Source organism: Alcanivorax sp., assembly GCF_017794965.1.
Lineage (GTDB): Bacteria > Pseudomonadota > Gammaproteobacteria > Pseudomonadales > Alcanivoracaceae > Alcanivorax.
Genome location: NZ_CP051240.1, coordinates 3,548,439 through 3,574,456, shown reverse-complemented (window position 1 = coordinate 3,574,456; position 26,018 = coordinate 3,548,439). Strand labels below are relative to the sequence as shown.

Sequence of the window (26,018 nt, the reverse complement as noted above, 5' to 3'; positions counted from 1 at the left end):
TTTGGCAGTCTGGTCCGGGTTGAGTCGAGTTTAAAGTTGAAAGTTCAAAGTTGAAACGCGTCTAACGTCATCGTGAAAGGGAATGTCCTGCCCGCGTTCACCGGTAATGGCGCGGGCAGAGAGGTTTAGAGCCTTACCACCTTCCCCGCGCGTTTCAACTTTGAACTTTCAACTTTAAACTCATACCACTTCGCCAGCAGGCTGGCTCCTACGGCGGTGAAAGGAGCGTAAGCAGCGAAGTGTATATACAAAGGCCGCAGTAAACTGCGGCCCAGGTTTTTGCGTGTTGCCTGATGCGTGCAGCGTCTCTTATTCCTGCAACAGACTGATGTCCGCCACGTTCAGGAACAGGTCGCGCAGGAACGCCAGGATAGCCAGGCGGTTATTGCGCACGGCTTCGTCGTCGGCCATGACCATGACGGTGTCGAAGAAGGCATCCACCGGCTCACGTAGTTCGGCCAGCATCTCCAGTACGCCCTGGTAATCGCCCTGCTCCAGCAGCGGTTCGGATTGCTCGTAGCTGGCCACCACCAGGTTGGTGAGGGTCTGTTCGGCCTCGTCTTCCAGCAGGGCGCCATCAATCTCTTCCGGTGCATCCCCTTCCAGCTTGGCAAGAATGTTGGATACCCGCTTGTTGGCGGCAGCCAGGGCGGCGGCTTCTTCGCGTTGCTGGAACTCGGCTACCGCTTTCACGCGGCGATCGAAATCCAGTGGCTTGCGGCAGGCGTCATCAATAGCCAGTACCGACAGGATCACCGGGGTGGCAATACCCTGCTCCTGGTACATGGCGCGGTAACGACCCTTGATGAAGTCGAAGGCTTCATCTACCTGGCCAGCGTCGATGCGCTCGCCCAGTTGTTGGACGGCCTGATCAAGCAGGTCGCGCAGGTCTACAGCCAGACCGTTCTCGATGATGATACGCAGGATACCGAGGGTGGCCCGACGCAGAGCATAGGGATCCTTGGTGCCGCTGGGCTTCTGGCCGATGCCAAAGATGCCCACCAGAGTATCGATCTTGTCGGCCAGGGAAACCGCCATGCCGGTCTTGCTCTGTGGCAGGGTGTCGCCGGCAAAGCGCGGCAGATACTGCTCGTAGAGGGCCTTGGCCACTTCTTCCGGCTGCTCTTCACGCTGGGCAAGGTAGTAGCCCATGATGCCCTGCATGGTATCGAACTCGTAGACCATCTCGCTGTTCAGATCGGCCTTGCTCAACTCGCCGGCCAGTTTGGCTTGGGCGGCATCGCCACCGATCTGTTCGGCGATCACGGCAGCCAGGGCGCCAATGCGCTGGCACTTGTCGGCCACGGTGCCCAGCTGCTGTTGGAAAACCACATTGGCCAGACCTTCGCCGTGCTGGGCCAGGGTCTTCTTGCAATCGTTGTCGTAGAAGAAGGCAGCATCGGCCAGACGCGGGCGAATCACCTTCTCGTTACCGGCGATCACCTGCTGCGCATCCTTGGACTGGATGTTGCTAATGGTGATGAATTTGGGCATCAGCTTGCCGTTGCCATCCAGCACCGAGAAGTACTTCTGGTGTTCTTCCATGGCACTGATCAGCGCTTCCTGGGGAACACGCAGGAAATCGTTGTCGAAGCTGCCAGTGAGGGCTTCCGGCCACTCCACCAGAGCGGTGACTTCGTTGAGCAGGTCGGGATCAATTTGCGCGGTGCCGCCAGCCTGCTTGCCCGCGGCAATGGCCTGCTCTTCGATCATGGCCTTGCGACGATTGAAGTCGGCGATCACGTGACCGTCGTTCTCCATTCGTGCCAGGTATTCACCGGCGCTGGCCAGTTCGATGGCACCCGGTGCGTGGAAACGATGGCCATAGCTGGTACGCCCGGATTGCAGATCCAGCAATTCGAAGGGAATCACATCATCGCCAAACAGGGCCACCAGCCAGTGGGCCGGACGCACGAACTGTACCTTGCGCTTGCCCCAGCGCATGCGCTTGGGAATAGGCAACTTCTGGATAGCCTGGGCGAAAAACTCGGGAACCAGCTCTACGGTGGGTTTGCCCTGCTCGGTGATCTTTGCCACCAGACGCTCGCCCTTGCCGGTGTCCTGACGACCCAGCTGGTCCACGGTCAGGCCCAGGGATGCGGCAAAGCCCTGGGCGGCCTTGGTGGGGTTGCCGTCCTTGTCGAACGCGGCCTGGACAGCCGGACCCTGACGCTCGATATCGCGGTCGGCCTGTTTGTCATCCAGATCACGTACCAGCACCGCAAGACGACGAGGCGCGGCGAAGCTTTCCACATCACCGTGATTCAGACCGGCTTCATCCAGCAGGCGGACAAATTCTTCGGTGAGCGCCGCGCTCAGGTTGGGCAGCGCTTTCGGGGGCAGCTCTTCGGTGCCCAGTTCAATCAGCAAATCCCGGGACATTATTTCTCCCCCTTCTTGTTCGCCTTTTTGGCGGCTTTCTCATCCTGCTTTTGCAGCTCGGCCATGACCTCGTCACGAATGGTGTCATCCGCCATGGGGAAGCCCAGCTTGCGGCGCGCATCAAAGTAGGCCTGGGCCACGGCCCGGGCCAGGGTGCGCACACGGAGGATAAAGCGCTGGCGTTCAGTGACGGAGATGGCCTTGCGGGCATCCAGCAGGTTGAAGGTATGGGAGGCCTTCAGCACGTATTCATAGGCGGGCAGCGGCAGGCCGACCTCGATCAGCTTGGTGGACTCGGACTCGAACAGATCGAACTGCTTGAACAGTTCTTCCACGTTGGCGTGCTCGAAGTTGAAGGTGGACATTTCCACTTCGTTCTGCAGGAACACATCGCCGTAGGTCACCTTGCCGAAGGGGCCATCGGACCAGACCAGATCGTAGACCGAGTCCACGCCTTGAATGTACATGGCCAGACGCTCGAGACCGTAGGTGATCTCGCCAGTAACCGGGTAGCAGTCGATACCGCCCACCTGCTGGAAGTAGGTGAACTGGGTGACTTCCATGCCGTTGAGCCAGACTTCCCAGCCCAGACCCCAGGCGCCCAGGGTGGGCGATTCCCAGTTGTCTTCCACAAAACGGATATCATGGACCAGCGGGTCAAAGCCCAGCATGCGCAGGGACCCCAGATAGAGCTCCTGGATATTGTCCGGCGACGGCTTCAGGACCACCTGGAACTGGTAGTAATGCTGCAGCCGGTTGGGGTTTTCCCCGTAGCGGCCGTCGGTGGGACGACGGGAAGGCTGCACATAAGCGCTGTTCCAGTTCTCCGGGCCGATGGCACGCAGAAAGGTGGAGGGGTGAAAGGTGCCCGCGCCCACTTCCATGTCCAGAGGCTGCACGACCACGCACCCCTGCTCTGCCCAGTACTGCTGAAGGGCCAGAATCAGGCCCTGAAACGTCATGATGTCCGTCTGCGGTTGTTCCGCCATGATGAATCCTGTTGTTTGCCGCAAAAAAGCCGCGCCAAGTATACCGGGCCGGAAGGGCCGGTGATACCGTACGGGCTCACCCGACGCGGATAAGGAAGGTCAGGCCATGGAACGCTGCCCCTGGTGTGGAGAGGACCCGTTGTACCAGCACTACCACGACCATGAGTGGGGGGTGCCGGAATACGATGATCGTGCCCTGTTCGAATGCCTGAATCTGGAAGGGGCCCAGGCCGGCCTGAGCTGGATTACCGTGCTGCGCAAGCGAGAGCGATACCGGGAGGTATTCGACGGCTTTGATGCGGAAAAGATTGTCCGCTATGACGAGGCCAAGGTGGCGGAACTACTGGCTGATCCGGGGATTATCCGTAACCGCTTGAAGGTGCGTGCGACCATAGGCAATGCCCGTGCTTACCTGGATTTACAGGAAGAAGGGCGCGGTTTCGCCGAATATCTCTGGGGTTTCGTGGATGGAAAGCCGCAGATCAATCATTTTGCCAGCATGAAAGAGGTACCTGTTGCTACCCCGCAGGCCGAGGCCATGAGCAAGTCCCTGAAAAAGCGTGGCTTCAAGTTTGTCGGCCCCACCATCGTCTACGCCTTCATGCAGGCGGTGGGCATGGTTAACGATCACCTTGTCAGTTGTCCCAGGCACCGGGAACTCATCTGAAAAACAAGCTACAAGCTTCAAGCTGCAACACGGGGCGCCGCCTGTGTGTATCTGCGGGAAAGTGACTCCGCGCTGAAAACTGAGGGCGCGGTGTGGGCGGTTCAGATTAAAAACGTACATGAATTCGCGTTGTAGCTTGAGGCTTGAAGCTTGTCCCTCAAAAGTTGGTACACCCCTTGCTCAGTATCTCTTGGGAGAGTGACAACAAGAGACAGGATGTCTGAAGGGTGCAACGTGATGAATAACAGCAAACCCATCGCCATCATCAAGACCGGGTCCACCTACCCGAATATCCGCAATCATTATGGCGATTTTGAAGAGTGGATCAGCAAGGGGTTGGGCAGCGCGGTGCCGGTATGGGTTATCAATGCCTGGCAAGGAGAAGCATTACCGGATGTGAGTGCGCTGTCGGGGGTCGTTATTACGGGCTCCCACGCCATGGTGACCGATCATGAAGGCTGGATGAATACCGTTATTCACTGGCTGTATCGGGCTATCCAGCATCGCCCCGGCCTGCCCATACTGGGGCTGTGTTTTGGTCACCAGTTACTGGCCCAGGCCCTGGGCGGAGAAGTGGCCGATAACCCCAGGGGCATCGAAGTGGGCACTGTGCCGCTACGATTAACCCGGGCGGGACACCAGGACGCCCTGTTAAGTGCCATGGAGAATCATCCGTGGGCACAAGTGGTGCATAAACAGTCAGTACTTACTCCGCCGCCGGGTGCCGCCGTGCTGGCCAGTAACGTGCACGATGCCTGCCTGGCGTTCCGCTATGGTGAGTGTGTCTGGGGGGTGCAGTTCCACCCGGAATTCAGTGCCGATGTAATGCGAGCCTATCTTCAGACGCTCAGCGGCGACAGTCTTAGTCAGCAGCAAGTGGATACCTACCTTCAGGATGTGCGCGAATGCGAGGACGCCAGCAGTATTCTGGCGAGCTTTGCGAAGTTGATCCTGCCGCAGGTGGCTTGAGAGCAGCAGCAAGCTACAAGTTTCAAGCTACAACGCGGCAGGTATCGTGATGAATCAGATCGCCTTGCCCGCGCACCCGGACGAGGTGCGCGGCGAGAGCATTTTGGAAGACGAGGAACATTCCCGTGTTGCAGCGTGTAGCTTGAAGCTTGCTTCTTATTCCGCCGGCTGGGTGTTTGAGCCGAACACCGCGCCGATCAGGGCGCTACCCTGTTGCATGGGGTTCTGACGGATCAGGGTTTCCTGCTCACCGATGCGGGTGTAAAGCTGGTCCATGCTGTTGTCGATAACGTAGCTCTCAAGATCCAGGTTGGGCTTGTCAGTGAGTGGTAACTTATCGTAGGCAGCAAGGAAAGTCTGGTACTGGTCATAGAAACCGGTCTTGCGCAGGTTTTCTTCCACGATGGGCTGGAAGCGCTGACGCAGGCTGTCTTCTGTTTCGCCGCGGAAGTAGTTGGTAGCAGCGGTATCTCCCCCCTGAATGATGCCCAGCGCATCATCCACGCTCATGGCATTGATGGCATTCTTGAACACCGGTGCACCAGCGACAACGGCTTTTTCGGCACCCCGGTTCATGGCGGTTTCCACCTGATCCACATAGCTGCCCAGTCCGAACTGGCGCAGGGTGTTGGTCACTGGCGCAGCCGCTTCAGGCAACTTCAGGTTCATGGCCCCTTCCTGTGACAGCTGGGCCGCGGCTGCATCGGTACCCTTGATCAGCGCCGCCTTGATACCGGCTGCCAGTTTTTCGTCGGTGTTGTAGCCGGCACTCTTGGCCATGTCATTGCCCATATTCACCCAGGGCATGACCGCGTCCATGTTCTGACAACCAGCCAGCACAAGGCCCAAAGAAAGGGGGACAATCGACAGCAATTTCTTCACAGCGTTCTCCTTGTTTTGGATGTTCATGCTACTGCATAGCAAGGGGCTGCTAAACACTTCTTGAGTTGAAAGTGTAAAGTTCAAAGTTGAAACGCGGACGAGGCCTTATAGGCAATGAAACGTTTCTGGCCGCGATTCCTGGTCTGTGAGTTGCGCGGGCATGGACTTTCAGAGCCCAATGACCTGGCTCGCGCTTTTCAACTTTGAACTTTCAACTTTAAACTCGCTCTCCATGACCGAAGACGATTACCGCGAACAGCACAAACAACGGCTTGCCTATATGCCCTGGCTCTATGCCCGCCTGAAGCCGAAGCACCGCGCCTGGGCGGAGCCCTGGCAGGCGGCGATACAGCAGCGGCTGATGGCTCTGGAGACCGTGCAGTTTGGCGAGGACTGCTTTTTGGCACCTCAGGCAGTGTTGCTTGCTGAGCCTGGTCGCAACATTTTCGTGGGAGATGGCAGCCAGATTGCAGCAGATTGCGTTATTCATGGCCCAGTCAGTCTGGGTAGCAGGGTCAGTATCAACCACCATGTGAGCCTGGATGGCGGTGCCGCCGGGATTCACGTGGGCGACGACACGCGAATCGCAGCCTATTGCACCCTGTATGCCTTCAATCATGGCATGGCTGCGGATCGGCCGGTCCGTGAGCAGCCGGTGACGTCCCGGGGGATCCAGATTGGCCAGGATGTATGGATTGGCGCCCGCGCCGGCATCGTGGATGGTGTGACCATCGGCGATCATGCGGTGGTGGGTATGGGCGCCGTGGTCACCCGGGATGTCCCGCCATGGACCATTGTGGCCGGCAACCCGGCCCGCCCCATCGGTCGCCGCCCGGGCGCTCCTGAACAGTCTGTGACATAAGCCGTAACATTCTCTTTGTTGAACGCTGTTTAAAAGGTGTGCTCCACTGAGTTCATCAATTAAACACTGTTAAATAAAAAGAGGGTATCCCATGGATGAGAGCGCAATCCAACGTCACTCCAGCGGTTGGCTGTTCTACGTGAAGGCCGCGTTTGCCATCAGTCTGGGCTTGATGGTGCTGGGCATTGTCTGGTTGCCCACCGACTTGTGGATCAAGGGCTATCTGGTGATGGGCATCATGTTTGTGGTCGGCTCCACCATCACCCTGGCCAAGACCCTGCGCGATGACCACGAGGCACGGCGGCTGATCAACCGTATCAGCGACGCCAAGACCGAACGCTTGCTGAAGGAATATACGGATTAGAACGCCGGATGCCTGACGCCTGACGAGGAAAACCGCTCAGACGTCAGACCTTTCAAAAAGGAGAAAAAACATGGCTACTGCATGGACCAAAATGAAAACCCTGATGCGCGGGCAGGCTCGCGTGAGTGTTGAGCAGATCGTTAATGCCAACGACATGTTGCTGCTGGATCAGCAGTTGTATGAAACCGAGCAGTCTTTGCGGGATGCTCGCCGACAACTGGCCAGGCTGATGGCGGAGGAGAAGTTGAATCAGCGCCGTGCTGGCGAGCTGGTGAAGCAGGTCCACCACTATGAAGATGGCGCACGGCAGGCGCTGGCTGCAGATAATGACTCCCTGGCGCTGGATATCGGCAAGCGTCTGGCGGATCTGGAGCAACAGCAGAACCGCCTTGCCCAGCAGGGCGTGACACTGGAACAACAGAAAACCGAATTCCAGCGCTTTATCAAACAGGCGGCAGATACCCTGAAAAGCCTGCGCCAGGAGCAATCCATGGCGCGGACCCAGGAAGCCCTGTTCGGCGATTCACGACAGCGCAACCAGCAACAGCAAGGTCTGGCCCAACGGTTGTGCGATAGCCAGCAGACCCTGCAGCAGATTCAGCAACGGCAGGAAGAATGCCGGCTGTTGTGGCAAAGTGAGGTGCAGCTGGGGGCGGACATGAGCGCATCCGGGGGCGACAGTCTGGATCAGCGGATGGCAGAAGCCGGTATCGGCGACAGCCAGACCCGCCGGGCGGAAGAGATTCTGGCGGGGTTGCGCGAAGCAAAAGCGTAGACGTATCCAGTTTGTGGGAGCGTCGTTCGGGGCGCGGTAAAAGCAGTTGAAAGTTCAAAGTTTAAAGTTCAAACGCGACAGGCGTGGAATCGAATTGGCAGGCCCTGCCCGCGATTGCCGGTAAGGGCGCGGCCACAGAGGTCCGAAACCCATATACCCAGACCGCGCTTTTCAACTTTAAACTTTGAACTTTCAACTGCTTCCATCGCACCACCGTCGAAGCTTCTCCGGATAATCGATAACAGGAATTCTTTGTGGCACGTCGTAACCAACATAGTCGGGAAGAGCTGCAGGGCCTGGCCATTCAGGCAGTGCGGGATCTGGTGGCCGAGCAGGGGCTGGAGAAGCTCAGTGTGCGCAAGGTGGCCGACCGTATCGGCTATACCGCCGGCATGCTTTACCATGTGTTCAGCAATCTGGACGATCTGATTCTCCAGGCAAACGCAGACACCCTGACCCAGCTGCTGGGTGACATGAACGAGACGCCGGCGCCTTCCCCCCGCCAACAACTTCATCATATGGCGCAGGTCTATGTGGCCATGGCCCGTGAGCAGACCGCCCTTTGGAAGATGGTGTTCATGCACCAGATGCAGAACGGGGCCCAGGTACCGTCGTGGTACCTGGAAAAGACCGCGGAATTATTTGCCAGGGTGGAAAGCCGCATGGCCGAACTGGCCAAACACCAGGCACCGGAGCAGATTCACCTGGCCGCCCGTACCTTATGGGGCAGTGTGCACGGCATTGCCATGCTGGCTGCGGATGACAAACTGGTGGTGGCTGGGGATGTGGATGAGCAGGCGATGATGGAATCGTTGTTGCAGCATTATCTGAATAGCTGGTCAGGGAAGTGACCAGCTTCAAGCTTCAAGCTGCAACACGGGGACAGTTGGGCTGAATATTAAAGCTCGGGACTCCGCGCTGTTGCCCGGGACGCGGCGATAAACAATACCGTTATCAAAGGAAGTGGTTCGCGTTGTAGCTTGTAGCTTGTAGCTTGCTACTCTGGCCGCGACAAATAATAAAGGCGAGAAAATGAAAAAAGGGTTGTTCTCACTGCTGGCATCGCGTCGTTTCGGGCCGTTCTTTTTTACCCAGTTTCTCGGGGCCTTCAACGATAACGTGTTCCGTCAGGCGCTGATTCTGCTGATTGCCTCCGGGGTGGTTACCTCGGTGAGTGTGAATACGCTGAATAATGTGGCGCTGGCATTGTTCATCGTGCCCTTCTTCCTGTTTTCTGCGCTTGCTGGCCAGGTGGCCGACAAGTACGACAAAGCCTTTCTGGTTCGCAAGATCAAGTTCGTGGAAATTTGCATCATGGTAGCGGCCGCCATCGGGTTCTATTTCGATGCGGTATACTTTCTGCTGGCCGTGCTGTTCTGCATGGGGCTGCAATCCACCTTTTTTGGACCGATCAAATACTCCATCATCCCCCAGCATCTTGATGACCGGGAACTGGTGTCCGGCAATGCGTTGGTGGAGATGGGCACCTTCCTGGCGATCCTGCTGGGTTCCATTTCCGGCGTGTTACTGAAGATGGACGGCGTGGGTGACGGTGTGGTTTTCGTATCAGTGATTGGTCTTGCGTTACTGGGCTATCTGGCTGCACGGGGGATTCCCCATGCCCCGGCGGCGGACAGCGGCGTGAAACTGAACTGGAACCTGTTCAAGGAAACCTGGCACATCCTCGGCTATGCCCGGGAAGTGAAGTCGGTGTGGATGTGCGTACTCGGCATCTCATGGTTCTGGTTTCTGGGCGCGGCGTATACCACGCAGCTGAAAGTCTATGTGGACGATTATCTGTTCGGTACCGACGGACTCTACGCCTTGCTGCTGGGTACCTTTTCCATCGGCATTGGCCTTGGATCCTTCTTGTGTGAAAAGCTGTCCGGCAAGCGTGTGGAGCTGGGGCTGGTGCCACTGGGCTCCATTGGTCTGAGCCTGTTCGGGATTGATCTGTTCTTTTCCTATGCGGGTCTGGCCGGCAATGGCCAGGTGGATATTGCCGGTTTCCTGCAACAGGCAGGGGGGTATCGGGTACTGATGGACCTACTGGGTATCGGTGTGTTCGGTGGCTTCTACATCGTCCCTTTGTTTGCCTTTATCCAGCACCGTTCCAACCCACACCACCTGGCCCGGATCATCGCCGCCAACAATATCCTCAATGCCCTGTTGATGGTGTTGTCTGCTGCTGCAGGCATCGTCTTTATCGGTATGCTGGAATTCACCGTACCGGAATTCTTCCTGGCGCTGGCCATCGCCAACGTGGTGGTGGCGACCTACATCTATACTGTAGTGCCGGAATTCCTGATCCGGCTACTGATCTGGATGCTTACCCACACCATGTACCGGGTGAAGCACCAGGGCATGGACAACATTCCCGATGATGGACCCTGTGTACTGGTATGCAACCACGTTAGCTATGTGGACGCCCTTCTGCTGGGCGGTGCCATTCGTCGTCCGGTACGCTTTGTCATGTTCAAGCCGATCTATGACATGCCCGTTCTCAACTACATCTTCCGTACCGGCAAAACCATTCCCATTGATTCGAAAAGCCGTAACCCGCAGATCTACGAACGGGCATTTGTACGTATCCGTGAAGAGCTGGAAGCCGGCGAGGTGGTGTGTATCTTCCCGGAAGGCAAGCTGACAAAAGACGGTGAAGTGGATGAATTCCGTGCCGGCGTAGAGAAGATCATTGGGGAAACACCGGTGCCGGTGATCCCCATGGCCCTGTCCGGCCTGTGGGGGAGCTTTTTCAGTCACAAGGGCGGGCCTGCCCTGACCCGGCTGCCCAAACGATTCTGGTCCCGGGTGAAACTGACCGTCGGTCAGGCGGTAGCACCGGAGGCCGTGAATGCCGAGGATCTGCGAAACCGGGTACTGGCCATGCGTGAGCGGCCCTGAAAAACTGAACGGTCATTCCGCCCGGCGGGTTGCGCAAACCATACGTATAGTAACTTGCAGATTGGCCAAAAGCCCGCACACTCGATAATAATGAAGAGGCGTTCACACGCCCCAAGACAATAACAACAGGAACCTTGCGTGTCGGAATCCACTCTTTCTCCCGCTGGCTTGCGGAGCAAACTTCAACAGCTGCTGTTGCAGCTGCCGCCGGTGCAACGGGCCGATGAACGACTTCATCGGGTCGAGCATGACGTATTGCAGAATCTCAAGGATCGCCTCGAAGCGCTGGATACCCCCGGCGAACTGGCCGGGCCGCCGGAGACCCTGGGGCAGTTGCTGGAAGTTTCCATGGAGCAGAGCCAGGCACAGGCTCAGACCATGCTGGTTCGCCAGATCCTCTCCGGCCTGTGCGCCGATGAAGCCCGTATTCTGGCAGCCCTTTCCGATGGCAGCACCTTTCCCCTGTTGACGGTGTGCAGCGGTGGTCGGTTCTCCCGGGGCGAGGTGGTGCTCCGCCATTCCAATGTGGGCCGTGCGGCGGGTATCCAATGCAACGACATGATCGGTTACTACCTGCACCGCTTGTTCGAGCAGGGCTGGGTCATGGCCACCGCTTTCGAGGAAGGCAAACGCACGGACTATGAACTGCTGGAAGGTGATAGCGATTTCCGCAAGGCACTGGCACGGGTGCACCAGCATTGGCCAAAACTGAAGCCGCAGCGTGAATCCGTGTGTTTCAGCCCCCTGGGCCACCAGCTCTGGCAGCAGCTGGTGGCCGATGGCGAAGCGGACAGGGAAGAGGAATAAGTCGTGATTACCGATCTGGATCTGATTCTGGCTGACCTGCAGGCGAACTGGTTTTTGTACCTGTCCATGCCCTTTGTGGCGGCGGCCATTGGTTATGGCACCAAGGTGGTCGCCATCAAGATGATGTTCAAGCCTCTGAAGTTTGTTGGCATTCGGCCCTTTTTCGGCTGGCAAGGCATTGTGCCGAGCAAGTCCGCGACCATGGCCAGTATCGCCTGCGACCTGATGATGGAACGGCTGCTCAAGCCCGAAGATGTGTTCGACCGGCTTGATCCCAACCGGGTAGCAGCGGAAATCCGTGACCCGCTGATCCGCTCAGTGGAAGACATTACCCGTGAAGTGGCGGCCAAGTATCAACCCGGCCTGTGGGAATCTGCGCCGGAGCGGGTCAAGAAGATGATCATCCAGCGCATCCAGAATGAAGCGCCACACATGGTCGAACTGATCATGGAGGACATCAAGACCAACATTTCCCGGGTGTTCGACCTGAAAGATCTGGTGATCAATGCGCTGGTGCGGGACAAGGAGCTGCTCAACCGGGTGTTTCTGGAAGCGGGCCATGTGGAATTCAAGTTTATCCGTACCTCGGGCATCTGGTTCGGTTTCGCTATTGGTATTATTCAGGCGGTGGTATGGGCGCTAACCCATAACATCTGGGTGATTCCCCTGTTCGGTCTGTTCACCGGCTGGTTTACAGACTGGCTGGCCCTGAAAATGATCTTCAACCCCAAACAGCCCACCCGCTATCTGGGGCTGTTTGAATGGCAAGGGCTGTTCATCAAGCGCCGCAAACAGGTGGCGGCCCGTTACGGTGAGCTGGTGGCCAGTGAAATCGTGACCCCTGCTGCCGTGATTGAAGCCATCCTCAAAGGCCCCCTCTCAGATCGTCTGTTTGGTCTGGTGCAGAAACAGGTGCAGCGGACCATGGATGAACAAGCCGGGTTGGCCAAACCCCTGGTGGTGTTTGCGGTAGGCAGTACCAAATATCAGGAAATGAAACGGACCGTGGCCGACAAAGTCATGGAACACCTGCCGGAAACCCTCAGCCACATGGAAGCCTACGCCGAGGAAGCCATGGATCTGAAGAACCTGCTGGTGAACAAGATGCAGGAGCTTACCGAAGAGGAATTCGAAGGGCTGCTCAGGCCGGCGTTCCAGCAGGATGAGTGGATCCTGATTACTGTCGGTGCGGTGCTGGGTTTCCTGGTGGGTGAACTGCAGGTGCACGTGATGCTGCACTTTGCGGTACCGATCACATGAAGCGAGGGGTGCTGTTGGTGGCTATCCTGATGCACACCGGCTGTACCCTCACGGTGCTGTCCGCACCGCAGCAATCAGCGCAGTCTGCTGGCTCCCCGGAGGTAGATTTTCCGTATAACGATGATCACCGGGAAGAACAGACTTGCCGTGATCGCTATGATGATCAGCGCAACCTGGCTGCCTATCATCAGCGCACGGCGATGAATGATGAAGTGAGGGAATTCTGGGCGGAAGACCAGCGCTTCTATGAGCAACAAGCCGATCAGCGTTGTGATCATTAGACTGACCCGGACATTTCCACAATTCCTGCATATTGTGCTGCCATTGTAGCAATCTGGATAAATCGACAAGGAGCAAGCCAGTGGCCAGCCAGGATACCCCGCAACGTTACGGCACTTTCACCCGCTTATTGCATTGGAGCATGGCGGTGCTGATCGGATGGCAGTTTCTCTCTGCCATCGCTCACTACGGCTTTGAGGACAGCGCCTTCGAAGCGCTTTTCTGGCCCAGCCACAAACCCCTTGGCCTGATTCTGATTGTGCTGGTGGTATTACGCCTGCTTTGGGCCGCAAAGAATCTGGCCAATCGTCCTCCCGCTGTTAATCTGCTAGCCAAACTGGGTCACCTGGGTCTTTACGCCCTGTTGTTTGCCGTCCCGGCGCTGGCTCTGCTGCGCCAGTATGGGTCTGGTCGAGCCTTTGAGCCTTTCGGCATCACGTTGATGGCTGGCGGCGGTGACAAGATCGAGTGGATGGTGGACCTGGGGTCACTGCTGCATGGTGAACTGGGTTGGGTATTGCTCGCCATGATAGTGGGACATATCGGTATGGCGTTTCTGCACCGTAAACAGGCCGGCCAGATCAATGTGCTGCCACGCATGTGGGGCCAATAAAGCCCGCTGCCTGGTTCCGGTGGCCTGTCCTTCGTTTACTATCGCCTTTTCAGCCAGGCTATCCGGTTTGTGCCGGGGGGCCTGCGCCAGAATCCTTTCCCAAATGTAAGACATTGCCCACTATTTATCTTCGTCGTGCTCATTAAAATACTCCCCTTGAATTATAAAACCGGGGGATAACAGGATGATGGATAAACTGAAACAATTGATGCCCTTCAAGGGCGTTGCGGGCATGGTGGTGGGGGCGCTGGGTTTGTTGATTGTCGCCCAGAAATCCATCTTTTATGCCGAGCCGGGTTACGTGTATCACGTGCGTACCCTGATGGGGAATGAAGAAGTTGTCTCGGATGTGGGCTACCAGTTCTATCTGTTTGGCCGCTGGAATTCCTGGAAACGTGCCCTGACAGTACAGGCAGTACGGGGTGGCAGTGAAACCCTGGATTATGTGGAAGTGGAAAGCTCGGAAACCTCCGCAGCTCTGCCTCCGCAGAACATCATGTTCCTGGATCAGGTAGATGCCAATGCCCAGGCCACGGTGCGCTTTACCATCCCCACCGATCAGGAAAGTTTCCTGCACCTGGCCCATGAATATCGCACACCCGAAAACCTGCTGCGCACCGCCTTGATCCCGGCCTTCAAGGAAACCCTTCAGGCCAATGCTTCCTTGATGAGCGCGGAGGAGTACTACTCCGGTGGGCGTACCGAGTTCAACACCGAGTTCGAGAATCAGATGATCAACGGCATCTATATTGTTCGCCGTGAAGAAATGAGTGAGAAGCGGGTCGGCGAGATCAAAGGCTCCGCCAATGTGGCCATGGGTACCGATCAGCAGGACTACGGTGATGACAGCAAGGTGATATTCGTGGTCAGGAAGATGGTTGATGACGCGGGTATTCCCCTGCGCAAGTCACAGCGTTTCATTGATTACGGTGTCACCGTGGTGGAAGCCCGGGTCACCCAGATGGATCCCAACCAGCGATTTGTGGAACGTATGCAGCTCAAGCAGAAGGCCTCTGCCGATCGGGCCATAGCGCGCGAGCAGCGAGTGCAGGAAGAAGAGCAACGCTTGCTGGCTATTGCGCGGGGTGAGCGTGAAGTGGCGGAACGTCAAGCCAAGGCGAAAGTAGACCAGATACAGCGAACCACCGAAGCGGAAACCGAAAAACAGCTGGCCATTACCCAGGCCCAAAAACAGAAGGAACAGTCGGAAATCGAAAAGGAAACCGCGCAGATTCAGCTTGAAAAAGCCCGCATTGAAGCGGAAACCCGCCGCACCCTGGCCGATGCGGAAGCCTACCAGAAGAAGGCGGTGCTACAGGCGGATAACGCCCTGGCACAAAAGCTGGAAGCGGAAATCGAAATTCAGAAAATCTGGGCCCAGGCGTTTGCCAACCGCAAGGTACCGCAATACGTGTTTGGAAGTGGTGACGGTGGCACCCCCACCGGCTCCGACGGTGAAACCCGCGCCTTCATGCAGATGCTCACCCTTGATGCGGCCAAACGCCTCAGTTACGACAGGGATGTGAAGAAATAAGCGGCAAGCTACAAGCTTCAAGCTTCAAGCTGCAACGCGACTCATTGTGAGTGCCTGTTTTGACGCCCGGTCCCGCGCCCAAACTATCAGCGCGGAGTCCGGGCAGAAGATGACACAAGGAACAACCTGCGTGTTGTAGCTTGCTGCTTGAGGCTTGTACCCCTTTCCCTGCAGCCGCTACAGTACCCCCATGCTGCAAATCACCCGCAACCTCGCCATTCCGGAAACCGAAATCGATCTGCAGGCCATTCGTGCCCAGGGCAGTGGCGGGCAGAACGTGAACAAGGTCTCCTCTGCCATCCACCTGCGATTCGATATTCGTGCCTCTTCCCTGCCTGATATCTACAAGCAGCGGTTGTTGTCGCTTAGCGATCAGCGCATCAACGGTGATGGCGTGGTGGTCATCAAGGCACAGCAGTTTCGTACCCAGGAAAAGAACAGGGAAAACGCCCTCGCCCGCCTGGCTCAGTTGATTAAGGGCGTTACGGTAGAGCAGAAGAAACGCAAACCGACCCGCCCTACCCTGGGCAGCAAGAAGCGCCGCATGGACAAGAAAACCAGGCGTGGCCAAATCAAGTCCCTGCGCGGCAAGGTGGATCCGGGGTAATCAGCCGCAAGCCACAAGCTTCAAGCTACAACGCGATTCGGTGTGAGTGCTGATTTAGATGCTTGGGCCCGCGCCCATACCATCAGCGCGATGTCCGGACCAAAAAGCCGGCACCGCCCTTGATCCGTGTTGTAGCTTGAAGCTTGTAGCTTGCAACTCCATTGACACAATCCCTCCCTCCCCTTGGCATTATCGGACCGCTCTCTTCACAGCCCCCTTTGGTAAGCTTGTGGCCGCACTGAATAACAGGGAGTGACGCCATGAAAGCCATTACCACCACCGGTTGGGGGCCCAACACCAAGCTGGTTCTCAGCGAGACAGATGCCCCGTCCAGACTGAGAGCCGATGATGTGCTGGTGGAGGTGCATGCGGCGTCGGTGAATCCCAAGGACTGGAAGCTCAATTATCACTTGGCCATGGCGGCCACCCCGGTGGGCACACGACGTCTGCCGCCGATCTTTGGTGATGACCTGGCGGGTGTGGTTATCGACAAGGGCCGTAATGTCCGCCATTTCGAGATCGGTGACGAGGTCTATGGCATGGACATGCGTCTGCGTACGGCATCCCTGGCCGAAAAGGCGCGTATCAATCAGCATCGGGTTGCGAAAAAACCCGCCAACCTGAGCTTCAATGAAGCGGCCTCTCTGCCACTGGCGGCACTGACTGCACTGCAGGGGTTGCGCAAGGGCGGCGCGACTGTGGGCAAGTCCGTATTGATCATCGGTGCCTCTGGCGGGGTCGGTACCCTGGCTGTGCAGATCGCCAAACAGATGAAGCTGCATGTCACCGGGGTATGCAGCACCCGCAATCTGGATTTTGTCCGTGAACTGGGGGCCGATGCCCTGATCGACTACACCCAGGGCGATTATCGCAAGACAGCGGGTGAGTTCGATATCGTCTTCGATGTCACCTCCTACGAGACCCCGCTCACTTGCAAGGCGTTGCTAGGCAAACAGGGCCACTTTATTTCCACCGGCGGTCAGGGTGCCTCCATGTTTGCGACCCCTCTCTATCGTGCGTTGGGTAAAAAAGCCGGTACCGTGGTGGTGGAATCCTATCGCCAGGATCTGGACACCCTGGCCGACATGGTGGAACAGGGGGCACTGAAGCCCATCATCGACAGTGTTTATCCCCTGGTTGATAGTGAAGCTGCCTACGAGCGTAATCGCAGCGGCCGCTGTCGCGGCAAGGTAGTGATTCAGGTTGTCTAGCTGAAGGCAGTTAAAAGTTAAAAGTTGAAAGTTGAAAAGTGCGGGATGGCGAGGTGTGCATTAAAACGTGTGCACCCGCGCCCTTACCGGTAATCGCGGGCAAGGCCGTTCCGTTCACGACCACCTGCTCCGCGTTTCAACTTTAAACTTTGAACTTTCAACTGTGTTAATCGCCATACAAGCATCGGCTCCTACGCGAGGATCTGGCATCAGATCACCAACAGATCCATGAAACGGTGCACCGGCGTGGCATGCAGGGCCGCCCGGTCCTGGCAGAGGGCCATGATGGTGTCGCAGCGGGCAGCCGGGAAACGTGTGGTCAGGCTGTTGCGGAATTTTTCTTCCAGTACCGGTATGCCCTCCTGGCGTCGACGGCGGTGGCCGATGGGGTATTCCACCGCCACCTGCTCGGTGCTTGAGCCGTCCTTGAAGAACACCTGAATGGCATTGGCAATGGAACGCTTGTCCGGATCCAGATAGTCCTGGCTATAGCGCTTGTCTTCCACCACTTCCATCTTCTCCCGCAGGGTATCAATCTGCGGGTGGGCAGCGTGGAAGCCGTCCTCGTAATGCTCGGCGCTGAGCTCACCCAACATCAACGGCACTGCCGTCATATATTGCAGGCAATGATCCCGGTCTGCGGGGTTGGCCAAGGTACCCTTTTTGGAAATGATGCGGATGGCGGATTCATGGGTTGTGATGACAATGCGGTCAATTTCATCGAGCCGGTCCTTCACCAGGGGGTGCAGGGTTACAGCCGCTTCGCAGGCAGTCTGTGCATGGAATTCGGCAGGGAAGCTGAGCTTGAAGAGGATGTTTTCCATCACATAGCTGCCGTAGTCGCGCTGGAGACGGAATACTCTTTCCGCCTCGGGCTTGAGCGCCAGCTCCTTGTTGGTATGGCTGAAGGACACATCATAGAAGCCCCATTGGGGCGCGGTTAGCACACCGGGTATGCCCATTTCACCGCGCAGGCTGATGTCCGCCAGCCTGACGGCGCGGGACGTGGCATCCCCTGCTGCCCAGGATTTTCGTGAGCCGGCATTGGGCGCATGCCGGTAGGTGCGCAGGGCGGAGCCGTCTACCCAGGCCTGGGAGATAGCCGCCATGATCTGCTCGCGGTCACCGCCAAGCATGTGGGTGACCACTGCCGTACTGGCAACTCTCACCAGCAGCACATGGCAGAGTCCGACCCGGTTGAAACTGTTCTCCAGCGCCAGCACGCCCTGGATTTCATGCGCCTTGACCATGGCATGGAGTACGTCCTCCATGGTCAGCGGGGCTTCGCCATTGGCCAGACGGGTCTGGGACAGATGATCTGCCACGGCAAGGATGCCACCGAGATTGTCCGAGGGGTGTCCCCATTCGGCGGCCAGCCAGGTGTCATTGAAATCCAGCCAGCGGATGATGCAGCCAATATCCCAGGCCGCTTTCACCGGATCCAGTACAAAGGGGGTGCCCGGCACCCGTGCGCCGTGGGGGACCAAGGTGCCTGACACCAGCGGCCCCAGGTGTTTGGTGCATTCGGGAAAGCGCAGGGCAAGCAAGCCACAGCCCAGAGTATCCATCAGGCAGCGGCGGGCGGTATCCAGGGCTTCGTCAGAGTGGATCTCATAACCGATCACGTAATCGGCAATGTCCTGAATGACCTGGTCGTAATCGGGGCGGTTGGCAAGATCCGTATTGGCGGACATGGGGGGAACTCCTTGTTCCATACGTACGGGTACGGAACCTGTCGTGTGGCATGTGTGATTGCAGCACGTGTGGTTGAGTGTGCCTGTATGACGACGGGATGCAACACCCGCTGTCCACTCCCCCCTGCACTGGAAAAACGGCTAAGCAATATCGTTCTAGTCCCCTGAGGCCGGTCAGATGAATGGTGTGCGAAAACCTGAAAACATTGACCTGTATCTATATCCGGGGCGGTGGCTATTGCTAGCGTGAACCCTCAACACATCCCGGAGGTGGATCATGCGAATCGTTTGGGGTCCGCAATACGAACTGGATATTCTGGTCATTGATCAGCAACACAAGCGCATCGTGGAATTTATCAATACGCTGGATACCCTGGTGGGCAAACCGGATGCCTATCTGGGTGTGGCCAGGATCCTCTACGATCTGGTCGACTACACCGAGTCGCACTTCAGTTTTGAAGAGGCGCTGATGGAACGGGCAGGCTACAAGGAACTGGACGATCATCATCAGGTTCACCGTCAGTTCACCCAGCGCATTGAATCCCTGCTACGCAGTACCGAAAAAGGCGAAGACGTGGCGGAAGCCCTGTTGCAGTTACTGGAAAAGTGGCTGTTGCATCATATCCTGGAAGAGGACCGCGCCTATGCCGATGAAGTCCGTGAGTTCATCAACAGCATCGGGCAAGAAAGACTGGGTGGCTGGGTGAACGATAATGTTCGCAAGCATTTCCGGGTGTCATGATGCGGAGAAACCGGCTTTTACGACATCATGTCGCAGAGCCCATGATGGCGTGGGGCTCTGTTAATGTATGAATATGCTTATAGCTATTTAAACTGATTGTTGCCCGCTAATGCGGCAATTTGCCGCACGTAGAGGCTGTGGCTGTCCCATATAGAATGCCCCGCGCTTGTTTCATTCTGCTTGCATTCTTTTTATGGGGCTGTCCATGTCACGTTTTATCCGCACGTCGTTTCCCTGCTATCTGCTCACTCTGTTGCCAATCACGGCGGTCAGCGCCGACAACGCGCCGCTCGAACTGGCCCCGGTCCAGGTTGAGGGCCAAGCCATAAGCGAGGCGGAAGCGACACGTACGGAATTGCAGCGAGAGCAATCACTCACCCCCGGCGGGGTGACACTGGTGGAAGCGGAAGACCTGAAGGAGCGCAGTGTGGTTACCCTGGGTGACATGCTGCGCTATGTGCCGGGCATGTGGACCGCTACCGGTTCGACCGGTGACGGGACCTTTATTTCCAGCCGTGGCTCCAACTTGGATGCGGTGGCCTACGATGGTAACGGCATGAAGCTGATGATCGACGGTCTTCCGGTCACCGCCGCCGATGGCAATAACCACAACACTTTCATTGACCCCCTGGCGGCGCGCTATGCGGTGATTGCCCGTGGCGCCAATGCTATGACCTACGGTGCCAGCACGCTGGGCGGCGCCATTAATTTCATTACCCCCACCGCCCGCACCGCCGACAATGAAGCGTACCTGAGCGTCGGCAGCCATGGCACCGTGCAGAACAGCGTTACCGGCGGGGTGGTTGCCGGGGACTTTGATGGCTTGGTCACCGTAGAACAACGCAGTTACGACGGGTTTCGCGGTCATCAGGAACAACAGCGTGGCGGTGTGTATGCCAATACCGGCTGGCAAATCAATGACAAGGTCGAAAATCGCTTTTACGTGACCTACGTGGACAATGATCAGGAACTGCCGGGGTCACTGAGCCAGGCCCAGTTCGACGAAGATCCCTACCAGGCCAACCCGTCCAACATTCCCGGTAACTTCCTCTACGACGTGGAAAAATGGCGGGTGGCCAACCGTACTGAGTCGAACCTCAGTGATACCAGCAACCTGGTAGTAGGCTTTTCCTTCGAGGACCAGTCACTCTATCACCCCATTGTGGAGAACCCGTTCTTCAGCCTGCTGATCGACAATGACCAGACCACGTTTGGCACCACCGTTCGTTACGACAAAAAGCTCGGTAATCATGATTTGCTGCTGGGTCTTAATTATGGCGAAACCCGGGTGAAAGGCGGTAACTACCAGCATAGCGGAGGGATTCGTGGCGCGCTTTCTACCAAGGTGGATAACCAGGCGGATAATCTGGAACTGTTTGCCATTGATCGCTGGCACTTTGCCGAGCGCTGGACTCTGGTTTATGGCGCGCAAGCGGTGACCGGATCCCGTGAAGTCAGCAATGTGGACGCAGCCAGCGGTGTCGAGCGTAATCCGAAAGATGACTATGACTCAATCAATCCGCGCCTGGGAATGATCTATCAGCTGGCGGATCTCAGTGAACTGTTTGCCAACGTTAGCAAACTGTACGAAGCACCCACCCTGTATCAGTTGGAAGACGATGTTCAGGCTAACAATGAAACTCTGGACCCAATGCAGGGCGTGGTAGGGGAAGTGGGTACCCGTGGCACGGCGCCGCTAGGGCAGGCCAGCCAGTGGAACTGGGAAGTGTCTGTTTATTACGCCCAGATTGAGGATGAAATTCTCTCCATTGATGACCCCTCGGCACCTGGTACCAGCCTCGCTACGAACATTGAAGATACCATCCACGCCGGTGTGGAAGCCCTGTTTGGTGCCAGCCTGGCTCTGGGCAGCAACGCACAGCGCATTGAGCCGGTTTTTAGCCTGACGTGGAACGATTTTACCTTTGATGACGACCCGCTCTATGCAAACAATCATCTGCCGGTGGCTCCTGAATTCTTTATCAAGGGCGAAGTGATGTATCGCCACGGTAATGGTTTCTTTGCCGGTCCCACCTTCGATATTGTTGATGACCGTTTTGGTGACTTTGCCAACAACAAGGACATCGAAGGGTATGAGCTGCTGGGTCTGCGCACCGGGCTCGAGCGGGATAACTGGGAAGTCTATTTGGAAGGCCGCAACCTGACCGACGAAGTCTATGTGTCAAATGTCAGTGTCAGCGACAACGAAGCCGTGAACCCGGTGAGCATTCAGGCCGGCGAGCCGCGTTCGTTCTATGCCGGCGTGCGCTTCGACTTCTAGTCATTCATCAGGAACGGATCACCATGACCGCCTCTGTGCCCTCTTCAACCCGCCCCGGCCGCTTCCATGCGGCTGTGTGGCGCTGGCATTTCCTGATCGGGATGCTGGTGATGCCGTTCCTGTTCATGCTGGCGGGCAGCGGTGCCCTGATGCTGTTGAGCAAGCCGCTGGATGACGTTCTGAACCAGAAGCTGATGACGGTGGCCCCCGGGGAAAACCCGCTGCCCGCGTCGGTGTTGCTGGAAAGGGTGCGCGAGGCATACCCCCATGCCACGGTGAAACTCTATCTGCCACCACAACAACCGGACCAGGCCGCACGTTTCTCGTTACAGAGCGGCCATGGTGGCGGTCATGGTGGGCATGGTGCACCGAGTACCGTGGCACACCTGAATCCCTACACCGGGGAGTTGCTGGGTAGTATGGACCCGGCGGACAGTGTCTACGCCATGGTGAAGCAGTGGCATGGCACACTCTATCTTGGCCGTATCGGTGAGTTGCTGATTGAAATGGCCGCTGGCCTGGCGGTATTGATGATCGTCACCGGCCTCTACCTGGCCTGGCCGAAAAAGGGCTGGCGGGCACTCATACCTGGCCGCACCCTGGCCAACCGTGCTGCATGGCGGCGCTGGCACCTGAGTCTTGGCTGGCTGATAGCCGTGCCCTTGTTGTTCTTTCTGCTTTCCGGCATGGCCTGGACCAGCATCTGGGGTGGCAAGCTGGTGCAGCCCTGGGGTTCCCTGCCCGGTACGCGCTTTGAACTGCCGGAAACCCAGCCGGCGCCAGTGATGGATCACGCCAGCATGAACGAGCATGGTCTGCACCGGGTGCCCTGGGCTGTGGAGCAGACGCCCCTGCCGCGAGGACCATCAGGCCCTGCACCGCTGAATCTGGATGCGGTGGTCAAACAGGCCGGTGAGCAGGGCTTTGAGCACTTCCGCGTGCACTTCCCACAGGGCGAACGCGGCGTCTGGACCCTGTCGGCCACCACCATTGCCGGCGACATCAGTAACCCGCTGGACGAGCGTATCCTGCATCTGAATCCGGCCAATGGTGAGCCACTCAAAGAGATCCGTTTTGCCGATTATCCGGCCATGGGCAAGGCCATGGCAGCATCCATTCCTTTCCATCAGGGCGATCTGGGAGGGTGGAACTGGTGGCTTAACTTGCTGTTGGTGACCTTGGTCATGGCGCTGGTGATTACCGGTGCGATTGTCTGGTGGAAGCGTCAGTCACGCCGGGCACCGCCGAAAGCCGAGCCGACTTCCGGACGCAGGGTAGCGGTATTAATGATCGTGGTCGGTTGCGCTTTCCCGTTATCCGCCGCAGTGCTGTTGGTCATCATTCTGCTGGATACCCTCTTCTCGCAACGGGCAACAACGAAACAGCAGGAAGCCAACTAACCGGATTTGTTCACTGGGCCGAGGCGGGCGATTTCCCGTCACGGCCGCCACACACAGATTCTGATACCGTGTCTTCAGGCTGGCAGACAGGGCACAGGATTCTCCCGAATGATTTCACAACTGGTCACGGTTATCCGCAGTACGCTGGCGTTTGTATTGCCACCGCTGGTCGGCATGCTGTGGTTTCTGGCCTGTCTGCCCCTGGGGCGCCGTCGCGCCGTCAACTCGGGTATCCGTGTGGTCACCTGGCTTGGCCTGGGGCTGGCGGGCATTCGTCTGCAGGTGGAGGGTGAAGTTGCACTGCTGGAGCAACGCCCAGCCATTTTTGTGATCAATCACCAGAGCGGCACCGACCCGATTATTGGTGCCCGCCTGGTGCGCCATGACATGGTTGCCATCGGCAAATATGAATTGCAGTTCCATCCCTTGCTGGGCCCCTTGATGAAAATGTTCGGCACCGTTTTCGTGAAGCGGGAACAGGGCATGGGTCCGCAGGTGCTGGCGCCGCTGCTGCCGGCTCTGGCGGCGGGCGATGCGGTGGTTTTGGCCCCCGAGGGCAAGCGCAGCAAGGATGGTCAGTTGTTGCCTTTCAAACCCGGGGCGTTGTGGCTGGCACAACAATCCGGCGCCCCGTTGATTCCTGTCGTGCTGCATAACAGTGGCGAGATTCTCCCGGCCCGAGGGTTACTGATGAAGCCGGGCACGGTGCGGGTGACTGTGCTGCCACCCCAGCCCGCAACCCTGACCACGGAGCAACTCCGTCAGGTGTTTGCCGATGCGCTGTAAGGTGATTTTGTCCCTGTTGTTAGTGATGCCGTTGCCCGCAATGGCAGCAGGCGTAACACGTACCTCGCTGCCTGGCCCGGATCGCTTTACCTTGCAGGCGGTGTTGCCCATTTCCCTGAAACAGCTGCTGCCGATTCTGGAGCAGCCCTGTCACGTTCGGCAGTGGATGCCGGGTATCAAAACGCTCACCATTCTCGACACACCTTCAGCCACACAGACGCTGGTCTACATGGCCCGCAAGGCGCCGTGGCCACTGGCCGGGCGTGACGCAGTGACACTCTTTGAGCGCCACACCGGTGATCCGCTGGTGTTGACCATGTCGGGCAATCCGGCAGCCTACCCTGAACAGCCGAGTTATGTGCGGGTACCTTATACGGAAGGCAGCTGGACCCTGCATGATCAGGGCGACAGCACTGACGTTATATACCAGCAACAGGTAGACCCGGGCGGCGGTATACCGCAATGGCTGGCTGACCAGCTGGCACCGGGACAGATGGAAGCGGCATTGGCCGCGCTGGAGCACTATGTACGCGATCCGCAACGCACTGATTGCACTGCTGATTAATCTGACCCTGACGGGTACGCTGGCGGCAGAAACGCTGACGAGCTGTGAGCAGGAGTTCTTTGCCCTGACGCAGGCGCTGAAAGCGGCAGGCATCGAGGATGCCCAGGCAAAGACCCTGCCGGACTATCCACATCTGGGAGTGGATCGCTGGCTGGCCTTCCAGCAACAACAGGCCAGCAGCGTCGCGCAGCAACAGCAATGGATTCGCCTGAGTAGCGGCAAGGCCTGGCAGGATTTGTCGGTGATGAGCCGGCGGCTGGCAGGAGATGCGATGCCCTTCAACCCGGAAACCGCACAGCAGTTGCTGGATACCTGCTTGCCAGTGCTGGCGGCTCACACCGACTTCAGCACCCTGCCCCAGGCAGAGATCGCGGACAGCTATGCCACCTGGTTGCGGGTGGTCGGCATTTATCCACTCACTGCCTGGTTGGCCACCGGTTCCATTGACAACTACCACGAAGAAATGAGCGCCCGCTTTGTTGAGCCCGCCCCGGCCCCACGGCAGCAATATGCGCCTTTGCCGGCGGCTGACATGCCGGTAACTCCCGCCATGTTGCCGACGCCATCGCAGCTGGCCGACAATCCGTTGCAGATTCCCCTGCCTGATGAGCTGCAACGCAAAGCCCTGCTCCAGCACTACGCACCGGTACTGACCATGACCGACAGTGAAAGGTGGAACCGGCCTGGGGAAGTGAATCTGGATAGCGAGGGCAAGCCGGCGATCAATGTAGACAAACCGGTGAGTTACACCTGGGCCAGCTGGACCCGTTACCAGGGGCAAAATCTGCTGCAACTGAATTACCAGTTCTGGTTCAGCCAGCGGCCAAAGGCTGGTGCATTCGACAGCTATGGCGGAGCACTGGATGGGCTGATCTGGCGGGTGACACTCAAGCCCGATGGTGGCGTCCTGTTCTACGACAGCATTCATCCCTGCGGTTGTTATCACAAGATCTACCCTGTCGATCCGGATCTAAAGAAAGCGGAGATCGAAGGCGACAAACCGGTGTTCTATCCCGAGCGCGTTGCCGATGCGAAGCACCAACGCCTCAGCTTGTTACTGGAACCGGACACCCATTATCTGGTGCGGGTGAGCGATGTGGATGGCAGCCTGCCTACCACCTCATATCAATTCGCCAGTGCCAATACATTGCGTGCACTGCCACAATCCAATGGCAAGGTGGGCAGCCTGTTTAATGACAAGGGGCTGGTGCCGGTTTCAAAAAGGGGTGAACGTTTCTATCTCTGGCCCATGGGGGTTGCCTCCGCCGGTGCCATGCGCCAGCCCGGCGAACATGCCATTGCCTTCAAGGGGCGGCGTCATTTTGATGCGCCTGGATTACCGGGTATTCTGTTCGAGTAATACCGCATTCCCGTATGCTTTTTTGGCGGCCGTTGAAAGCATCCAATGCGAATAATGAAAGCACTCTGGCCAGGTCGAAAAGGAA

24 protein-coding genes are annotated in these 26,018 nt (G+C 57.6%); 20 read left to right on the top strand and 4 right to left on the bottom strand.

Translation table 11 applies throughout. The annotated features are described in order from the left end of the window. Positions 1 to 309 precede the first annotated feature (309 nt). Both glyS and glyQ read right to left on the bottom strand, forming a co-directional pair. A complete protein-coding gene (glyS, locus tag HF945_RS15670) occupies positions 310 to 2,382 on the bottom strand; it encodes a glycine--tRNA ligase subunit beta (protein WP_290523499.1) in 2,073 nt (690 codons plus the stop codon). Continuing rightward, positions 2,382 to 3,371 (bottom strand): glycine--tRNA ligase subunit alpha, encoded by a 990-nt coding sequence (glyQ, locus tag HF945_RS15665; protein ID WP_290523498.1) that lies wholly within the window; start codon positions 3,369 to 3,371, stop codon positions 2,382 to 2,384. Before glyQ ends, glyS begins: the two co-directional genes overlap by 1 nt. 106 nt (positions 3,372 to 3,477) lie before the next feature. Between glyQ and HF945_RS15660 the strand changes: the two genes are divergently transcribed. Then, positions 3,478 to 4,038 carry a DNA-3-methyladenine glycosylase I gene (locus HF945_RS15660; RefSeq protein WP_290523497.1) on the top strand — a complete coding sequence of 187 codons (561 nt, stop codon included), beginning with the start codon at positions 3,478 to 3,480 and terminating at the stop codon, positions 4,036 to 4,038. A gap of 216 nt (positions 4,039 to 4,254) precedes the next feature. Next, complete coding sequence (locus tag HF945_RS15655) at positions 4,255 to 5,007, top strand: glutamine amidotransferase (RefSeq protein WP_290523496.1); 753 nt, start codon at positions 4,255 to 4,257, stop codon at positions 5,005 to 5,007. Between the two features lie 156 nt (positions 5,008 to 5,163). Here the strand turns inward: HF945_RS15655 and HF945_RS15650 are convergent, their stop codons facing one another. Then, the gene (locus HF945_RS15650) at positions 5,164 to 5,889 is read right to left on the bottom strand and encodes a DUF4197 domain-containing protein (RefSeq protein WP_290523495.1); all 726 of its coding nucleotides are present in this window, start codon (positions 5,887 to 5,889) and stop codon (positions 5,164 to 5,166) included. A 232-nt stretch (positions 5,890 to 6,121) separates the two neighbouring features. Here HF945_RS15650 and HF945_RS15645 point away from each other — a divergent pair, with 232 nt between their 5' ends. The 12 genes from HF945_RS15645 to HF945_RS15590 all read left to right on the top strand — a co-directional run bounded on the left by HF945_RS15645 (position 6,122) and on the right by HF945_RS15590 (position 17,105). After that, positions 6,122 to 6,751: an acyltransferase gene (locus tag HF945_RS15645; protein ID WP_290523494.1), complete on the top strand. Its 630-nt coding sequence runs from the start codon at positions 6,122 to 6,124 to the stop codon at positions 6,749 to 6,751. Positions 6,752 to 6,842: 91 nt separating this feature from the next. Further along, positions 6,843 to 7,115: a YiaA/YiaB family inner membrane protein gene (locus tag HF945_RS15640; RefSeq protein ID WP_246972829.1), complete on the top strand. Its 273-nt coding sequence runs from the start codon at positions 6,843 to 6,845 to the stop codon at positions 7,113 to 7,115. 70 nt (positions 7,116 to 7,185) lie between these two features. Then, positions 7,186 to 7,890, top strand: a complete 705-nt coding sequence (locus HF945_RS15635) for a PspA/IM30 family protein (protein WP_290523493.1) — start codon at positions 7,186 to 7,188, stop codon at positions 7,888 to 7,890. A gap of 254 nt (positions 7,891 to 8,144) precedes the next feature. Beyond that, complete coding sequence (locus HF945_RS15630) at positions 8,145 to 8,741, top strand: TetR/AcrR family transcriptional regulator (RefSeq protein ID WP_290523492.1); 597 nt, start codon at positions 8,145 to 8,147, stop codon at positions 8,739 to 8,741. 181 nt (positions 8,742 to 8,922) lie between these two features. Beyond that, a complete protein-coding gene (locus HF945_RS15625; RefSeq protein ID WP_290523491.1) occupies positions 8,923 to 10,794 on the top strand; it encodes an MFS transporter in 1,872 nt (623 codons plus the stop codon). 138 nt (positions 10,795 to 10,932) lie between these two features. After that, positions 10,933 to 11,601, top strand: coding sequence for a hypothetical protein (locus HF945_RS15620; RefSeq protein WP_290523490.1), 669 nt, complete (start codon positions 10,933 to 10,935; stop codon positions 11,599 to 11,601). Between the two features lie 3 nt (positions 11,602 to 11,604). Further along, positions 11,605 to 12,861: a DUF445 domain-containing protein gene (locus HF945_RS15615; protein WP_290523489.1), complete on the top strand. Its 1,257-nt coding sequence runs from the start codon at positions 11,605 to 11,607 to the stop codon at positions 12,859 to 12,861. Continuing rightward, positions 12,858 to 13,142 carry a hypothetical protein gene (locus HF945_RS15610; protein ID WP_290523488.1) on the top strand — a complete coding sequence of 95 codons (285 nt, stop codon included), beginning with the start codon at positions 12,858 to 12,860 and terminating at the stop codon, positions 13,140 to 13,142. The genes HF945_RS15615 and HF945_RS15610 overlap by 4 nt, the downstream gene beginning before the upstream one ends. Before the next feature lie 80 nt (positions 13,143 to 13,222). Then, positions 13,223 to 13,753: a cytochrome b/b6 domain-containing protein gene (locus HF945_RS15605; protein ID WP_290523487.1), complete on the top strand. Its 531-nt coding sequence runs from the start codon at positions 13,223 to 13,225 to the stop codon at positions 13,751 to 13,753. A 184-nt stretch (positions 13,754 to 13,937) separates the two neighbouring features. Further along, a complete protein-coding gene (locus tag HF945_RS15600; RefSeq protein WP_290523486.1) occupies positions 13,938 to 15,287 on the top strand; it encodes an SPFH domain-containing protein in 1,350 nt (449 codons plus the stop codon). Between the two features lie 190 nt (positions 15,288 to 15,477). Continuing rightward, complete coding sequence (arfB, locus tag HF945_RS15595) at positions 15,478 to 15,894, top strand: alternative ribosome rescue aminoacyl-tRNA hydrolase ArfB (protein ID WP_290523485.1); 417 nt, start codon at positions 15,478 to 15,480, stop codon at positions 15,892 to 15,894. A 260-nt stretch (positions 15,895 to 16,154) separates the two neighbouring features. After that, on the top strand, positions 16,155 to 17,105 hold the full coding sequence (locus tag HF945_RS15590; protein WP_290523484.1) for an NAD(P)-dependent alcohol dehydrogenase: 951 nt from the start codon (positions 16,155 to 16,157) through the stop codon (positions 17,103 to 17,105). Between the two features lie 209 nt (positions 17,106 to 17,314). Here the strand turns inward: HF945_RS15590 and HF945_RS15585 are convergent, their stop codons facing one another. Then, entirely contained in the window at positions 17,315 to 18,799 is a 1,485-nt protein-coding gene (locus HF945_RS15585) for a bifunctional 2-methylcitrate dehydratase/aconitate hydratase (RefSeq protein ID WP_290523483.1), read from the bottom strand. A 277-nt stretch (positions 18,800 to 19,076) separates the two neighbouring features. Between HF945_RS15585 and HF945_RS15580 the strand changes: the two genes are divergently transcribed. The 6 genes from HF945_RS15580 to HF945_RS15555 all read left to right on the top strand — a co-directional run bounded on the left by HF945_RS15580 (position 19,077) and on the right by HF945_RS15555 (position 25,933). Continuing rightward, positions 19,077 to 19,541: a bacteriohemerythrin gene (locus tag HF945_RS15580; RefSeq protein ID WP_290523482.1), complete on the top strand. Its 465-nt coding sequence runs from the start codon at positions 19,077 to 19,079 to the stop codon at positions 19,539 to 19,541. A 205-nt stretch (positions 19,542 to 19,746) separates the two neighbouring features. Further along, the gene (locus tag HF945_RS15575) at positions 19,747 to 21,822 is read left to right on the top strand and encodes a TonB-dependent receptor (RefSeq protein ID WP_290523481.1); all 2,076 of its coding nucleotides are present in this window, start codon (positions 19,747 to 19,749) and stop codon (positions 21,820 to 21,822) included. Between the two features lie 23 nt (positions 21,823 to 21,845). Beyond that, a complete protein-coding gene (locus HF945_RS15570; protein ID WP_290523480.1) occupies positions 21,846 to 23,222 on the top strand; it encodes a PepSY domain-containing protein in 1,377 nt (458 codons plus the stop codon). Positions 23,223 to 23,330: 108 nt separating this feature from the next. Beyond that, positions 23,331 to 24,008, top strand: coding sequence for a lysophospholipid acyltransferase family protein (locus HF945_RS15565; protein WP_290523479.1), 678 nt, complete (start codon positions 23,331 to 23,333; stop codon positions 24,006 to 24,008). After that, a complete protein-coding gene (locus tag HF945_RS15560; protein WP_290523478.1) occupies positions 23,998 to 24,573 on the top strand; it encodes an START domain-containing protein in 576 nt (191 codons plus the stop codon). The genes HF945_RS15565 and HF945_RS15560 overlap by 11 nt, the downstream gene beginning before the upstream one ends. Continuing rightward, on the top strand, positions 24,533 to 25,933 hold the full coding sequence (locus HF945_RS15555) for a hypothetical protein (protein ID WP_290523477.1): 1,401 nt from the start codon (positions 24,533 to 24,535) through the stop codon (positions 25,931 to 25,933). Before HF945_RS15560 ends, HF945_RS15555 begins: the two co-directional genes overlap by 41 nt. The last annotated feature ends 85 nt before the right edge of the window (positions 25,934 to 26,018 follow it).

Bases quoted from the DNA above. Each gene is read 5' to 3' on its own strand.
- glyS (WP_290523499.1), bottom strand. From the start codon at position 2,382: ATGTCCCGGGATTTGCTGATTGAACTGGGCACCGAAGAGCTGCCCCCG.
- glyQ (WP_290523498.1), bottom strand. From the start codon at position 3,371: ATGGCGGAACAACCGCAGACGGACATCATGACGTTTCAGGGCCTGATT.
- HF945_RS15660 (WP_290523497.1), top strand. From the start codon at position 3,478: ATGGAACGCTGCCCCTGGTGTGGAGAGGACCCGTTGTACCAGCACTAC.
- HF945_RS15655 (WP_290523496.1), top strand. From the start codon at position 4,255: ATGTCTGAAGGGTGCAACGTGATGAATAACAGCAAACCCATCGCCATC.
- HF945_RS15645 (WP_290523494.1), top strand. From the start codon at position 6,122: ATGACCGAAGACGATTACCGCGAACAGCACAAACAACGGCTTGCCTAT.
- HF945_RS15640 (WP_246972829.1), top strand. From the start codon at position 6,843: ATGGATGAGAGCGCAATCCAACGTCACTCCAGCGGTTGGCTGTTCTAC.
- HF945_RS15635 (WP_290523493.1), top strand. From the start codon at position 7,186: ATGGCTACTGCATGGACCAAAATGAAAACCCTGATGCGCGGGCAGGCT.
- HF945_RS15625 (WP_290523491.1), top strand. From the start codon at position 8,923: ATGAAAAAAGGGTTGTTCTCACTGCTGGCATCGCGTCGTTTCGGGCCG.
- HF945_RS15610 (WP_290523488.1), top strand. From the start codon at position 12,858: ATGAAGCGAGGGGTGCTGTTGGTGGCTATCCTGATGCACACCGGCTGT.
- HF945_RS15600 (WP_290523486.1), top strand. From the start codon at position 13,938: ATGATGGATAAACTGAAACAATTGATGCCCTTCAAGGGCGTTGCGGGC.
- arfB (WP_290523485.1), top strand. From the start codon at position 15,478: ATGCTGCAAATCACCCGCAACCTCGCCATTCCGGAAACCGAAATCGAT.
- HF945_RS15590 (WP_290523484.1), top strand. From the start codon at position 16,155: ATGAAAGCCATTACCACCACCGGTTGGGGGCCCAACACCAAGCTGGTT.
- HF945_RS15585 (WP_290523483.1), bottom strand. From the start codon at position 18,799: ATGTCCGCCAATACGGATCTTGCCAACCGCCCCGATTACGACCAGGTC.
- HF945_RS15580 (WP_290523482.1), top strand. From the start codon at position 19,077: ATGCGAATCGTTTGGGGTCCGCAATACGAACTGGATATTCTGGTCATT.
- HF945_RS15575 (WP_290523481.1), top strand. From the start codon at position 19,747: ATGTCACGTTTTATCCGCACGTCGTTTCCCTGCTATCTGCTCACTCTG.
- HF945_RS15570 (WP_290523480.1), top strand. From the start codon at position 21,846: ATGACCGCCTCTGTGCCCTCTTCAACCCGCCCCGGCCGCTTCCATGCG.
- HF945_RS15565 (WP_290523479.1), top strand. From the start codon at position 23,331: ATGATTTCACAACTGGTCACGGTTATCCGCAGTACGCTGGCGTTTGTA.
- HF945_RS15560 (WP_290523478.1), top strand. From the start codon at position 23,998: ATGCGCTGTAAGGTGATTTTGTCCCTGTTGTTAGTGATGCCGTTGCCC.
- HF945_RS15555 (WP_290523477.1), top strand. From the start codon at position 24,533: ATGTACGCGATCCGCAACGCACTGATTGCACTGCTGATTAATCTGACC.